General features: G+C 70.3%; 13 protein-coding genes. 3 read left to right on the forward strand and 10 right to left on the reverse strand.

The annotated features are described in order from the left end of the window. The 4 genes from AC08OO_RS03840 to AC08OO_RS03855 form a co-directional block, all read right to left on the reverse strand. The coding region (locus AC08OO_RS03840) for a hypothetical protein (protein WP_476618239.1) at nucleotides 1-662 on the reverse strand (662 nt) is incomplete at its 3' end. Between the two features lie 198 nt (nucleotides 663-860). After that, a complete protein-coding gene (locus AC08OO_RS03845; RefSeq protein ID WP_476609082.1) occupies nucleotides 861-2768 on the reverse strand; it encodes a TIR domain-containing protein in 1908 nt (635 codons plus the stop codon). After that, nucleotides 2765-4009 carry a TIR domain-containing protein gene (locus AC08OO_RS03850; RefSeq protein ID WP_476609081.1) on the reverse strand — a complete coding sequence of 415 codons (1245 nt, stop codon included), beginning with the start codon at nucleotides 4007-4009 and terminating at the stop codon, nucleotides 2765-2767. The genes AC08OO_RS03845 and AC08OO_RS03850 overlap by 4 nt, the downstream gene beginning before the upstream one ends. Before the next feature lie 291 nt (nucleotides 4010-4300). Further along, nucleotides 4301-4519 (reverse strand): hypothetical protein, encoded by a 219-nt coding sequence (locus AC08OO_RS03855; protein ID WP_462186578.1) that lies wholly within the window; start codon nucleotides 4517-4519, stop codon nucleotides 4301-4303. Nucleotides 4520-4836: 317 nt separating this feature from the next. Between AC08OO_RS03855 and AC08OO_RS03860 the strand changes: the two genes are divergently transcribed. Beyond that, on the forward strand, nucleotides 4837-5412 hold the full coding sequence (locus AC08OO_RS03860; RefSeq protein WP_023840490.1) for a TerD family protein: 576 nt from the start codon (nucleotides 4837-4839) through the stop codon (nucleotides 5410-5412). 126 nt (nucleotides 5413-5538) lie between these two features. Here AC08OO_RS03860 and AC08OO_RS03865 read toward each other — a convergent pair whose 3' ends face one another. Further along, nucleotides 5539-6147, reverse strand: a complete 609-nt coding sequence (locus AC08OO_RS03865) for a DsbA family protein (RefSeq protein WP_476618240.1) — start codon at nucleotides 6145-6147, stop codon at nucleotides 5539-5541. 55 nt (nucleotides 6148-6202) lie between these two features. Beyond that, nucleotides 6203-6577, reverse strand: a complete 375-nt coding sequence (locus AC08OO_RS03870; RefSeq protein WP_476618241.1) for a YkvA family protein — start codon at nucleotides 6575-6577, stop codon at nucleotides 6203-6205. Between the two features lie 200 nt (nucleotides 6578-6777). Between AC08OO_RS03870 and AC08OO_RS03875 the strand changes: the two genes are divergently transcribed. Both AC08OO_RS03875 and AC08OO_RS03880 read left to right on the forward strand, forming a co-directional pair. After that, the gene (locus AC08OO_RS03875; protein ID WP_476608219.1) at nucleotides 6778-7653 is read left to right on the forward strand and encodes a metallophosphoesterase family protein; all 876 of its coding nucleotides are present in this window, start codon (nucleotides 6778-6780) and stop codon (nucleotides 7651-7653) included. A 140-nt stretch (nucleotides 7654-7793) separates the two neighbouring features. Continuing rightward, the gene (locus tag AC08OO_RS03880) at nucleotides 7794-8549 is read left to right on the forward strand and encodes a 4'-phosphopantetheinyl transferase family protein (RefSeq protein WP_476608221.1); all 756 of its coding nucleotides are present in this window, start codon (nucleotides 7794-7796) and stop codon (nucleotides 8547-8549) included. A 615-nt stretch (nucleotides 8550-9164) separates the two neighbouring features. On the opposite strand, the gene AC08OO_RS03885 is transcribed toward AC08OO_RS03880, so the two are convergent. From AC08OO_RS03885 to AC08OO_RS03900, 4 genes are all read right to left on the reverse strand, one after another. Further along, nucleotides 9165-9503 carry a type II toxin-antitoxin system VapC family toxin gene (locus tag AC08OO_RS03885; protein WP_476618242.1) on the reverse strand — a complete coding sequence of 113 codons (339 nt, stop codon included), beginning with the start codon at nucleotides 9501-9503 and terminating at the stop codon, nucleotides 9165-9167. A gap of 59 nt (nucleotides 9504-9562) precedes the next feature. Next, complete coding sequence (locus AC08OO_RS03890; protein WP_476618243.1) at nucleotides 9563-9706, reverse strand: hypothetical protein; 144 nt, start codon at nucleotides 9704-9706, stop codon at nucleotides 9563-9565. A gap of 126 nt (nucleotides 9707-9832) precedes the next feature. After that, nucleotides 9833-10963 carry an arginine deiminase family protein gene (locus tag AC08OO_RS03895; RefSeq protein WP_476618244.1) on the reverse strand — a complete coding sequence of 377 codons (1131 nt, stop codon included), beginning with the start codon at nucleotides 10961-10963 and terminating at the stop codon, nucleotides 9833-9835. Nucleotides 10964-11351: 388 nt separating this feature from the next. Continuing rightward, on the reverse strand, nucleotides 11352-12638 hold the full coding sequence (locus AC08OO_RS03900) for an ATP-grasp domain-containing protein (protein WP_051623832.1): 1287 nt from the start codon (nucleotides 12636-12638) through the stop codon (nucleotides 11352-11354). Nucleotides 12639-13139: the final 501 nt, after the last annotated feature.

Below are 13139 nucleotides of genomic sequence, written 5' to 3' on the forward strand. Positions count from 1 at the left end.
GGGACCAGGGGAGCCGGGGGGATCAGCAGCGTCGCGGAGCTGCCGGCAGACCAGCGGGTGCCCCGGCCCCGACCGGCCGACACCCAGTCCGTCCGCCCCGACCGCTCGACGAACTCCACGTCACGCGTGGACAGTGCCGGCGGCTCGTCGCCGCGGGCACGCACGATCAGTTCACTGACCCGTTCGGTCAACTGCTGGTACCAGACCGAGGCGGAAGCGGTCCGGATCAGCTGTAACGCGCCGCTCGCCGTGTAGCCCGCGCCGAAGTCGCCGACAAGCATCCCCGCCTCCGCGATCTGAGCCGGCACGGGTACCGATCGGATGGACCAGGGGACACCGACCAGCGCCGGAGAGCTCCGACCGGTGAAATGGTGGTGCCACCGCAGCCGTTCCCGGAACAGCGACCACTCCAGCAGGCACTGGTGGTCGGTGAAGTAGGCGTCCGAGTACAGCGCCACCATCACCGGCGCCAGGAGCGCATCGGGATTAGACCGGCCCCTCGTCGCCGGCGAGGACTCCGCCGCGCCTGCCGCCTCGCCAGTGAACACCTCACGATAGCCGAGGCGCTCGTAAACCGCATTCTGTACATCTCCGAAGAAACGTTCGACATAGCTGCTGTCACCGCCGGCGAGCGCGTGATGGACCAGAAAGAACGGTGTCACAGGTCCCCCTCACGCCGTTTTTCGGCGCAGGGCCTCTGCCCTACCATCGCACCCGGGCCTCCCACGTCCACGGCAGCTCGCACAGGTCGGACCATATTCTTCACCGCGGGGATCCGGGTACTCCGGGACGGTCGCGGCGCGCTGCCGCCGGGTGCCGGCCGTGGGGTGTTCGTGCAGCTCATCACGGCTCCGTGCAGCTCACGGCTGATGGTGGAACGGGGAACGGACGAGCTCCGTCGCCTCGGCCTCCAACGGCGGCAGCTGGTCGCGAGCGACATCCATGACCCGGTAGGCCAGCAGACTTACATACTCCGCGAAGGCGGCGGGATGGCGCATCAAATCCAGGACCGGAAGGTTGTCATATTGACGACCAAGCTCCATATGCGCGATGTGGAGTTCACGGGCTGCCTCGGGTACCTCGGCGTCCCGCCGCAGCCAGGGCACGGGAATGATCCCGGACGGCGGGTTCCCGCCCGGGTTGGTCGCCCGGCGGATACGTTCCTGAAAAACGCCGAACTCCCGGCCGCACCAGTCGCTCTCAAAGTAGTCGTCACACCACAGCGCGACCAGCACCGGAGCCGTGCGCACCGCGTCGCGCAGCGAGGTCGGCCAGTGCTCCCCGCCGCCCAGCCGGTCGGCGTCGAAGAATCCCGTCGGCCGGATCCGGCGCCGGACCTTGCGGCGCAGCTCCAGCTCGAGCTCCCGATGGAAGATGGCCACGCGATCCCGGTCGTCGCGGTGTGCGTGGCTGGTGAAGAAGTAGTAGGTCGGGGTGCCCGACGGCCCGTGGCTGGGCGGGGGCGAGGAGGGCACTCCAGACAGCAGCGGTGGCCAGGAGGGAAGCTGGTACGCGGGCACCGGTGATGACACACCGGGCAGCGCCGAGCCCGCGCCGCTCCAGCGGGATTGCAGCTCGGTCACCAAGCGCCGGAAGTCCACGACGGACCGGTCGTCGCGCGGCGCGACCAGTTCGAGGGCCTGCAGCAAGGCGTCGAGCATGCCGGGATCGGGCTGGCCGACCGCCTCGCTGACCAGCGTGGTCAGGCGGACCGCGACAACCGGGGAGGTCAGCGCGATCGTGCGACCGAGGATCCGCGTCAGCTCGTCGAACCAGTGGTCGAAACCGGCCAGGTCAGCGATGTACTCCACCCGCATCAGGGCCGCGACGAGCTCGTCGACCTCCCGGGGGGGCCAGCCGTGCTTGTTGATCACAGGAATCGATGGTGCCCGCGCCGCGTCGCGCCCCACCGGGTCACGTACCTCGCCTGCGACCATGACGGCAGCCCCGGACACGGCCCCGGACACGGCCCCGGACACGGCCCCGGACACGGCCCCGGCGGGGGTTCCGGAACCACGCATCGCCTGGGCCCGGGACGACTGGTCACCGCCGGCGGCGTCCCGGACGGCCGGCGTCGGCCGCGACGCCGCCATCTCCAGCAGGCGCCGACACAGTTCCGGCGACACGACCGCCTCGCGGATCAGGTACCCGGCGATCTCCGCGAGCAGGGCGGGCCGGTGTCCGACCAACTCCCCCAGCTGGGCGGCGGTGGCCGGGTCGACCATCGGCGCCGCGCTGGTGAGCAGCATGACCGACTCGCGACGACGCAATGGCCCGATGGGCATCGTCCGGTCCCGCCAGGCGCCCACGGCGCGGTCGGCGATGATGATCACATGCGCCTCGCCGTCGGGCAGGAACTCCGCCACCTCGTCCGGACTGCCCACACCCGCGAAGATGACCAACCATCCCGCGGTGGACTCCGGCCCGGCGTCGGCCGCGCCCGGAGGGGGGCCGGGAAGTTCGGTGCGGGCCCGCTCGTAGAGCTCGCCGATCTGCCCGGGGACGGCGGCGGTCGTCGAGCAGTCCACCCACCACGAGACGTCGTAGCGCAGCTTGAACCGATGCTGGTACTCGCCGGCGAGCTCGGTCTCCCCGATGTCGGACTGGTCCCCCTCCGGCACCAGCACCACCCGCCGATGCCGGGCCAGGCCGTCCCAGATGCGTTCCAGCTCGTCGTCACGACCGGCGAACAGCTCGTTCTCCCGGCGGCTGCGCCACACCGGGGGCGCATCGCCGGGCCGGCGACCGGGCCGGGCGTAGGCGTTCATCGCCGGGCTCCCGCCCGTATCCCCGCCAGCAGGCCGTCGACCGCGGTCGGCTCGAACCGGCTCAGATCCAGCTTCGGCAGCGTCCGCAGCGGCTCGGGTAACGGTTCGCGGTCGATGACCGCCCGGATGACCTGATTCTCGAGCGGTCCCGCCAGCCCCAGCCGCTCCCACGCCTCGATCTCGGTCTCACCGGGGTTCTCCGGGCGGGGCGACCGGTAGTGCCGCGACAGCAGGGCCACGGTGACATCCGGCCGGCGCGCGGCGATGCGGTCAACCGTCTCGGCCAGCCGCTCACCTCTACTCTGCGCCCATCTGACCTGCACGACCCGGTGGGAGCCGCGGCGCAGCAGGTATTCGAGCCAGTCCGCCCACTCCTGGTCGGCGCCGACGTAGCTGATGGCGACCAGACGGGAGACCTCCGCCAGCGGCGTCTGCGGCGGCGGTACGTGAGACGCCACCGGCGGCATGGTTCGGCGGGAGGTGGTCGTCGGCGTGGGCACGGGGGGTGCCGTCCCGATCGAAGCCGCGCGCCGCGCCTCGTCGCCGTCGCCGTGGGTCCGGAAACCGGCTCTCCCGTTCCCGTTCCCGTTCACGTTCCCGTTCACGGACCCGGCCAGCGGAAGGAAGGGGGGCATCGCTTCCGACGGGTCCCCGGACGAGCCGGGGTGGGAGCCGAAGGCCGCGGCTGCGCGGCGCACCGCGAGGTCGGGCACCGGGTCCAGGGTGATCTGCTGGGCCGCGACGATCCGCGCCGCGAGCATGCGGACGAACCAGTAGTACCCGCCCGTCCCGAGCAGCATCTTGCGCATCATCCAGAGCAGGCCGCGCTGGCGATAGGTGTCGGGGAGTCCCGCGCTCGCGTCCGCGAGATCCCTCGTCGCGACCGCCGGGACGGGATCCTGCGTCGGACGCCACAGCACCCGGAGGAAACCGTCCTCCAGTCTGGTCGCACCGGCCTTGCTGAAATTTTCGATGCGCGAATGGAAGACCTCCCACTCGCGCCCGCACCAGGCGTCCCTGAAAAAGGGATCGGAACAGAGCGCCACCATCACGCGGGTTCCGCCGGCGCCGGCAGCCAGGGCCAGGTCGGCGTCCATGCCGGGACGCGGACGGGTGTCCAGGATTCCGCCCACCGCGGAGCCGACCTGAACCCGCAGCTCGTACTCGAGATCGGCGTGAAAGCGCTGCACCCAGCGCCGATCCTCATCTGCCGCATAGGAGATGAAGAAGTAGTTCTTCATCGGGTACCCTTAAAAGCCAGCACCATGCGCCCCCGAACCTACCGTCACCCGGCGGACGGTAGCATCAGACGCTATCAGCCGACCGGCGGCATGGCGATGGCCACCCGCCCGGTTTCCTCAATGATCGTTCAATAACGATCGTTCAACACGGACGTGGCGGGTAGGCCGGTCCATCGAGCACGTCCCACGCCCCACGTTCCGCGGACGTCCACCGCCGGCCACCGGATGCCCTGGGCTGGCCTCTCTGCTTTCCGTCAGATTTCCGTCAGTGCGTTTTCCCGGCGACCTCCCTCAGCGCACTTCCCAGTGCTCGGGTTCGAGCCGAAGCCAACGATCAATCTCCGCTCGCCACCAGATCCGGGTCCCGCCCCAGGTGGCGGTGCGATTTACCACCGCGGCCGGGCTCGGCGCGGCCGGATCGACCCGGAGCCGATGGTCGACCGCCTGGCGGGTCAGACCCAGCGCCCGAGCGATGTCGCCGGACCCGACAAGCAGCGGTAGTCGATCCACAGTTGCCGACGTTAGCCAATTCGGGCCGGCCGATGCCGCCGGTGGCCGCGGTCCGTCCCCGGCCACGATCCTGGAGACTGCGCAACGATGCCGACACCAATCGGTCGGTGACCATTCCTCCCCAGTAGGCTACCGGTCGTCGGACACCCGTCGCCGCTCGCGACCAGCAGGACCGGCCGGGACTGGTCGGGACTGGTCGGGACAGTCTCCTGGATGCGCGCACCAGCGACACGCGCATGTGCTTGGGTAGTCACGTATCGCGAACATCGCACCGGCCGGGACCGCCGGGCCGGAGAACGTCGTGGGATCGGAGAACCGTGGGCATTGACGTCGTCAAGGGTGGAAGCGTCGCGCTCACCGGAGCCACCGACGGCCTGACACACATCACCGTCGGCCTCGGCTGGGATCCGAATGCTCCCGGATCGGAGGAGTTCGACCTGGACGCGAGCGCCATTGCCCTGCAGGCGGACGGGCGAGCTCCCAACCGCAGCTATTTCATCTACTACAACAACCTCAGCAGTCCGCGCGGCGAGATCGTGCACCGCGGTGACAACCTCACCGGTGAGGGTGCGGGCGACGACGAACAGATCGAGGTGCGTCTCGACCTGCTGTCCAGCGCAATAACGCGCATCGTCTTCCCGGTCAGCATCCACAACGCCGACTATCGACACCAGAGTTTCGGCGACGTGACCGACGCCTATATCCGGGTCGTCAACGCGTCGACCGATGACGAGCTGGTGCGGTACGACCTCACCACCGCCGCCGCGCGGGACACCTCGATGTTGTTCGGTGAGCTCTACCGGGATCAGGACGGCTGGCGCTTCCGGGCGCTCGGCCAGGGTGGGGTCAGCGGCCTGGCTGCGATCGCCCGCAGCTACGGCCTGGACGTCTGACGCGGCCTGGGCACCTCACGTGACCTGAGCACCTGACGCGGCTTGAACGTCTGACACCGCCGGGCGGCGCGGCCGCTATCCCCGGCGCCGTGGGTGTACCGGGACGGACCGAACCGGCGTGGAAGATCAGCGTGGGATGGACGTGTGCTTGAACTCGTTCAACTCGGGCCAACCGGTCACCAGATCGACGATGCGCTCCACCGCACGGATGGAACCCGCCGGGTCGGCACCGAACGGCGCACGGTTCATCAGCCGGACGAACACGGCCTGATCACCGGCGATCCAGGTCGGCACGCCCCAGACGGTATGTGAGGCGACGTACTGCTCGTGCTCGGCGCGGACCTTGTCGAGAGCGTCATCGTCAACCCGGGCAAGCACCTCGTCGGCGGGCAGCCCCACCCCCGCGAGCGTCTCCCGGATGACCGCCCGGTCCTCCAGGTGACGGCCCTCGTCGTGACGCGCCGCGAACAGCGCCCGGTGCGCGGCGGGGAACAGATCCGGGTATTCGTCGCGGACGACGACGCCGGCCTGCAGGGCGAGGATCCCGGAGTCCTGCTCGGGCTTCTCCCAGACGCTGGGTTGCCCCTCCTCCACGTGCGCCTGCCCCAGCGAGAACGGGAGAAAGGTGACGTGCCAGTCGGCACCGGCCGCGAGACCAGTCAAAACGTGTTCATGTGCGTTGCGGGCGAACGGGCAACGGTAATCCCAGGTGATCGCGAAGGTGACAGAAGTCATGTCGCGGGCAACACCGGGGCCGGCCCCGGTGTTCCAGCCAGCCCCGGCAGCCTGCTCAGCGGGCACCGCGGCGCCGGCCTGATACCCGAGGCGGCGGAGGCTGCCGCGGCATCGGGTGGGGTGCCCGGCCGGATGGATCGATCCCGGCCGGGTCCAGGCCCCGCCGCGCGGCGATCAGGCCACGCAGGTAGACCACGGTCGCGATGATCACGGTGATGTCGTCGATCAGGCCGATCGGCCCCAGCGGAATCTCCGGGACGGCGTCCACCGGGGAGATGACGTAGGCGAGGCCCGCCAGGGTCGCCACGAGGCCCCGCAGCGGCAGCCGGTACTTCCGGACGGCGACCAGCGCGGCCACGGCCAGCGCCAGAACGATCACGACGAGAACCCCGAGGGCGACGAGCAGCCCGATTCCGACGCTGTCACTCATCGCTGCCCGCTGTCGTTCATCGCTGCCCGCTCCCGCAAGATCGGCCGGATCCGTCGGCTCATCGTGTCGTCCTCGAGGGATCGTCACCGATCCCTCGCGATGATCCTCGATCAGGATGCCCACCCGGCGCCATCTTGAACACAGGAACAGCATTTTCATCCGGCGGACACGCCGGTGGCCGCGCCGGTAGGCTTCGCCCTGTGTCCCGGACGGATTCCCCGGTTTCGCCCGGGCGGCTGCTGGCCGTCAGTGACGTGCATGTCGCCTACCCCGAGAACCGGCGGATGGTGGAGGACATCGCACCCGGATCATCCGACGACTGGCTGATCCTCGCCGGTGACGTCGCCGAGACGATCGCCGATATCGAGACGACGTTCAAGCAGCTCAGCGGGCGTTTCGCGAAGGTTGTCTGGGTGCCGGGGAATCACGAGCTGTGGACTCCCAAGCAGGACCCGGTGCAGCTGCGCGGCGAACAACGCTACCGGCATCTCGTGGAGATCGCCCGCGGGCTGGGCGTCGTCACCCCGGAGGACCCTTATCCGGTCTGGGAGGGCGCGGGCGGCCCGGTTGTCGTAGCGCCGTTGTTCGTGCTCTACGACTACACCTTTCGGCCCGCCGAAACGGCGACGAAGGAGGAGGCGCTGGCCCGGGCCCGGGAAAGCGGGATCGTATGCACCGACGAATGGGTGCTGCATCCGGACCCGTATCCCACCATCGACGCCTGGTGCCAGGCCCGGGTCGCGCAGACCCGGACGCGCCTCGGCGACATCGATCCGACAATGCCAACGGTGCTCGTCAACCACTGGCCGCTCGTCCGTCAGCCCACCGCGGTACTGCGGTACCCCACATTCGCGCTGTGGTGCGGCACCACGAGCACGGCTGACTGGCACACGCGGTTCCGGGCCAGCGCTGTCGTCTACGGTCATCTGCACATTCCCCGCACCACCTGGTACGACGACGTCCGCTTTGAGGAGGTCTCGATGGGCTACCCTCGGGAACGCGCGGCGTGGGGCACGTCATGGTCCGGGCTACGGCAGATCCTGCCCTTCCCCGCACCGCCGGCCCGCCGGGACTGAGCGCGATGCCAGGATCGAGTTCCACGCCGGGATCGAGATTGGCGCCGGGGGCAGGCTCGGCGCCGCCGGGAGCGCCGGCTTCGACGTCAGGAACGGCTACCGGAGTAGCGGGTACCGGAGTAAAGAGGGTGGATCCGCGCCTGCTCGCGAGCCTGCTGCCCGCCGCGGCCGTCGCCGTCGAGGCGTTTGAGGACGATCCCTCGGCCGTGCTGTTCCCCGAGGAAGCTGCGCTGCTGAGCCGCGCGGTCGACAAGAGGCGCCGCGAGTTCACCACCGCCCGGGTATGCGCGCATCGCGCGCTGGAGGGGCTCGGACTTCCGGCGGCGCCGATCCTGCCCGGTTCCCGCGGCGCACCCGGCTGGCCGGACGGAGTGGTGGGAAGCATCACCCACTGCGCCGGCTACCGGGCGGCTGCGGTGGCCCGGGCTGCGGAGGTCCACACCATCGGCATCGACGCCGAGCCGAACGAGCCCACACCCGGCGGGGTGCTGAAGGAGATCACCGTTCCCGTCGAGGCGGGCTGGCTCGCGGCCCTCACCCGCACCCGCCCGGCCGTCTGCTGGGACCGGCTGCTGTTCAGCGCCAAGGAGTCTGTCTACAAGGCGTGGTACCCGTTGGCGGAACGTTGGCTCGGCTTCGGGGACGCCGCCCTCGTGATCCACCCGGGCACCGCACCTATGGGCCCGCCGGCACCGAGCCCGGCAGCCCGGGGCACCTTCACCGCGAAACTCCTGGTGGCGGGACCACGGCTGGCCGGCGGTGAGCTGACCGGCTTCGACGGTCGTTGGCTCTCGGCCCGCGGCCTGCTGGTCACCGCGATCACCGTGCCGCACCTGGACGGCACCCCCGTGACGACGGCATCCCCCCAGACGCATCCTGCCTATCCTGAGGGATAAATCGGGCACGAAAGGCTCTGGAAAGACAAGGAACCGAATCCTGGTCAACGGCCGCCGCACGGACCCACCGGACGCGACGCTAGGCAGACGCGACGCTAGGCAGAGTCGTCCACGTCCACGACGATCTCCCCGCCCAGCACGAAGCCTCCGGACAGACGCAGGTCGTCACCGCTCCAGAACCGCTCCAAAACGGAAACGGCGTGCCCAGACCTCCACCGCCGCACGCAGGTCGTGCAACTGCACGCCGCGCTGATGCGTGCCCGCCCAGGACGTCCGGCGACGATTTCCCCAGCTCGGCGTGCCACATCAGCAGCGGAAGATCGTCAACGACCACCGCCATGCCGACATGGTTCACCGGGCTGTTGGCCGTCGTCTGGATCGCCCGGTCCGCCGCCGTGCGGCCGCGGAACAGCCACAGGTCGCCGGTCCGCGTCAGTTCCAGGGCATCGGCCAGGCTGATCCGCGAATCAGGCATGCCGGTAGCATGCCGCAAGCCGACACCCCGCAAGCCGACACCCCGCAAGCCGACACCCCGCAAGCCGACGCTGATGGTTCGACTCCCACCCGACCGGGCTGGGGCTCGGGCTGGAGGCGAGCCGGGTCCGGTCGGAGCGTTCACGGCCCGTTCTGGAGGTCACGGACGGTGCAGCGGAGACCCGGAACGCGGCCGAGTTTTCGGTCGGCCGTGACAAGGTCGGCGTTCAGGGTTTCCGCGAGCGCGATGTAGGCGGCGTCGTAGGGCCACATGTTGTGGCGTAGTTCCCAGATCCGGGGGAGGAGCGGGGCGTGGCCATAGCGTCGCAGGTTCATGCGACCAAGCAGTTCCAGGGCACGTGATGCTTCGCCCTCGGGCAGCTTCACACCGCGGGCGAGGCCGCGCAGCGTCGAGGCGCATCCCAGGTCGACCGCGTGCGGCACGGCGATCCGCTCCCGGGTGGCCAGGGCACGGACCACGTCGGCGACGTCATTCGTGCCGACCAGAAACTACACCAGCGCGGAGGTGTCCAGGACGATCATCCACGGTCCGCGCACATCCGCGCTATCGCGTCCACGACGTCGGTCGCGGTCACCGTGCCGCGGAAGTCGATCGATCGGGCCTGGTCCGCGGCTTCCTCGGCCGTGAGCGTCACCGCCTCGCCCTCCAGCAGCTGCAGCACATACTGCTGCAATGACCGGCCCGCGCGCGGCACGGACCTTGAGGATGGTGAGGGTCTCCTCCGGCACCTGGCGGACGTGAATCATCACCATGCAAGCCTTTTAGTCCCACCGCAAGCGCCATGCCATCAGCGCAGCGGGACGGTGTTGAGCGCCCGGTGCAGGCTGCCGAACTGCTTGTGATGTTCGTCGAACGGCACCGCGACGGTCTGGATCCCGAACCGCGACAGCACCGGTTCGGTCCAGGGCGCACTCGCCGTGGATACCAGGGCGGCCGGTTCCGACCGGAGGACCGATTCCGACCGGAGGACCGATTCCGGCGGCGCGAAGGCCGGCAGGAAGAACACCCCCGCGGCGAAGGCCGCGACCATGTCCGGTGCCAGCGGACAGACGGCGAGATTGATCGTTCGCAGGGCGTCGACCAGCGTCGTCTCCCGGCCGGCGACGCCGTCGCGTTCCACCACCGCCGGGGCGTGCAGCCGATCGGCGGCGACGAGGGCGATCCCCGGGCCGAGGCCGAGCCAGGAGTTCAGATGGGGCTGGCCGTCACGCCGCAGCTCGTCGCGGACCCGCACCACGTGACCGAAGCTGGCCAACAGATGCGGACGCAACAGCCCCCAGACCGCCGGGCTGGTCCGCCAACCGGTGCCGAGGACGGCCACATCGCCGCAGCTCACCAGATCCCCGCCTTCCAGGAACAGCGGCTCCGGGACGCGGACCTCGGCCGATCGGCCCCGCAACCCGCGCAGCACGGCCGCCATGACGACCGTCTCGCGGGCCCGGTCCCGGCGCCGCAACCGGCCGACCGCGACCGCTTCACCGAGATCGACATAATGATCACGGGGAAACATCAACCCGGCCAGGGGACGCAGGGCGTAGCTCTCGTCCGCCTGGTCGGGACCGATCACGCCGCGGGCGGCGCCGGGGTCGAGCAGCAGCCGCGGCTGGCGCAGCACCACCGGCACCAGCGCCGGCGCCGACCAGTCGTGGAGCGCCTCGCGGGCGGCGGCCATTCGCAGGTCGTCCTCAGCGCTGACCGCGCGGACGGCGAGCTCGATCAGGACCTCCCGGGGCAGCGCCGCGAGGATCTCGGACGGGGCACAGGGACGGGCCCCGAGGTCGGCGAGCGCCGCTCGCACCGCGGCGGACTCGGCCGCGGCCCGGACCGGGTCGTAGGACGGACGGGGTGCCAGGAACACCGACGTCTCGGCCGGCTGCACCACCGTCGGATTCTGGATGAGAACCGTCGACCCGGTCATCCGGTAACCCCGGTCATCCGGTGACCAGGTCGCGACCGCGCCGGCCCGGCACCCCCGACACCGGCACCCCCGCCGCGACGGCGGCACCCGCCACGGCGCCCCCATCGGCCCCCATCGGCCAACGAGGAGAAAGGCACGGAAAAGCGGAACACGGCCGCGGGGAGAGCCTGGAAGCAGCAGCCGCAGACAGATCGACGGCGATGTCCGTACTCACCCGCCGGACGCCGACCCACAGGCCAAGAATCGTCTATCCGATTTCTCGCTGGCGCGTTCCACCTCGGCATTATGCGACCAGGACGCGGAGCCCGGGATAGCGCGGGTACGCGACGTGCCGATCGGGCAGCCGTTTACGTGTTCATAATCAGGGTGAGCGACGGCGGCAACGGAATTAGATCCGCATGACAGCCGCGCCGAACGGAGCCCCTGCCGCCGCCACGCGCACCAGCCCAGCGGCGCGTGCCGCCGTGGCCTCGGCGTCCATCGGGGTCGGGCCGACCGCCAACACCTCGCCGATGCGGTCGCCCGACGAGCGCAGCGGCGGGATGGACGTGCCCGGGGTGACCGCCAGCGCCACCCGCCGCACCCCGGGCACCGCCCGCGCGACCTCGACGCCGTCGACCGCGTCGACCCGACCGGGTGAGGCACTCAGGAAGCGGATCGCCGCGGCGGCGCTCGCCACCGCGGCCGGCGCGGGCCGCCCTCCGGAAAGGATCTCCAGGTAGTCCGCGGCCAGCGAGGTTCCGTAGGCCAGGTCGATGAGTTCGACCAGACTGTCACCGGGGATCCGCCCGGCGCACTCGATGAGCACCGGGTCGTCCGGGCAGCGGGCGGTCAGCATCCATTCGGCGTGCAGGATGCCGTCCCGGAAGCCGATCGCCGCGATGAGACGCGTCAACGCGCGGCTCAGCACGGCGGTCCTGGCCGCGGGTCCGGGGGCCGGCACGACGTGCCCGGTCTCGACCGGGTGCCGCCCGGGCAGCACCCGCTTCGCCGTCACGTTGACGAAGCTCGGCACGCCGTCGCGCACCAGCGCCTCCACGCTGAACTCCGCGCCGACCATCCGGCTCTCCACCAGGTAGCGCCAGTGCAACGGGCGGTTGGGAAGCGCGCCATCGTCGAGGGCGGCGACCGTCGCCGACCAGATGGCCGCCAGGTCGAGCGGCCCGTCCTCCACCGCGTCGAGGATCTGCACGCCGAGGCTGCCGTGCCGGTTGGCGGGCTTGAGCACCACCGGGCTCTCCACCCCGAAGGCCGCGAGGTCATCCGGGCCGAAGACCTCCCGCCAGCGCGGGGTCGCGATGCCCGCAGCCGTCGCCGCCCGGCGCAGTTCGATCTTGTCCGACAGGCATCGGGCGGCCCCGACTCCCGCGCCCGGCAGGCCCAGTGCGGCCGCGGCCAAGGCCGCGGCGGGGACGCTGTACTCCAGGGCCGGGACGACGGCGGTAAAGGGTCCCCCGGTGGCCGCCGCGGCGAGCACGACGGGGAGGAAGTCCTCGCTCTGGTGGTAGGCCGCCGGGAGCAGGGCCGCCACGCAGGGCAGCTTCTCGACAGCCGGCCGCACCCGCCGCCGGTCGATCAGATCCGGGTCCTCGACGAGGGTGACACTGCCCGGCGGCAGCGCCGAACCCAGCTGGTTGAGCAACGCCTGCCCGAATCCGATCACCAGGACACGCACGGGACGGTCTCCTCTCTTGGCATCCTCCCCGCCCTCAAGGACGGAGCCTGCGCGCTACGTTTCCCGGTCACGTCGTCAGGCCTCGACCAGACCGCGGCTGCGGAACCCGGCTGCCGGCTGCCGGCTGCCGGCTGCCTCCACACGATCCTTCGACGTCGAAGGGAAGGACATAGAAGGGAAGGACATCGGGGGAAAGAACGGACGCCGCATCGGCCGGTGACTCCGCGGGCGCGCCCGGTACCACTGCGGAGCCCCGGAGGAATGTGACATAAAAAGGAACCGCGACTTTGACCACGGCCACTCTGAACAATAATGGAAAAAATATCGTATGAATTTCTGAGATTTTCGGCAGGTCCGCCCCGGATCACTCATCCGGAGTTCGATCCGATAGCCCGGTGAAATTCGGAGTGGAACATTCGCCATCCACCATTGAGATCCGTCAGGAGACGTTCCATCAGCATCACTCGGACGATGCTAACAGCCGCACACGACGGACGAGGC

It is taken from the genome of Frankia sp. CeCAU1, assembly GCF_977971845.1.

Bases quoted from the DNA above. Each gene is read 5' to 3' on its own strand.
- AC08OO_RS03845 (WP_476609082.1), bottom strand. From the start codon at position 2,768: ATGAACGCCTACGCCCGGCCCGGTCGCCGGCCCGGCGATGCGCCCCCG.
- AC08OO_RS03850 (WP_476609081.1), bottom strand. From the start codon at position 4,009: ATGAAGAACTACTTCTTCATCTCCTATGCGGCAGATGAGGATCGGCGC.
- AC08OO_RS03865 (WP_476618240.1), bottom strand. From the start codon at position 6,147: ATGACTTCTGTCACCTTCGCGATCACCTGGGATTACCGTTGCCCGTTC.
- AC08OO_RS03870 (WP_476618241.1), bottom strand. From the start codon at position 6,577: ATGAGTGACAGCGTCGGAATCGGGCTGCTCGTCGCCCTCGGGGTTCTC.
- AC08OO_RS03895 (WP_476618244.1), bottom strand. From the start codon at position 10,963: ATGACCGGGTCGACGGTTCTCATCCAGAATCCGACGGTGGTGCAGCCG.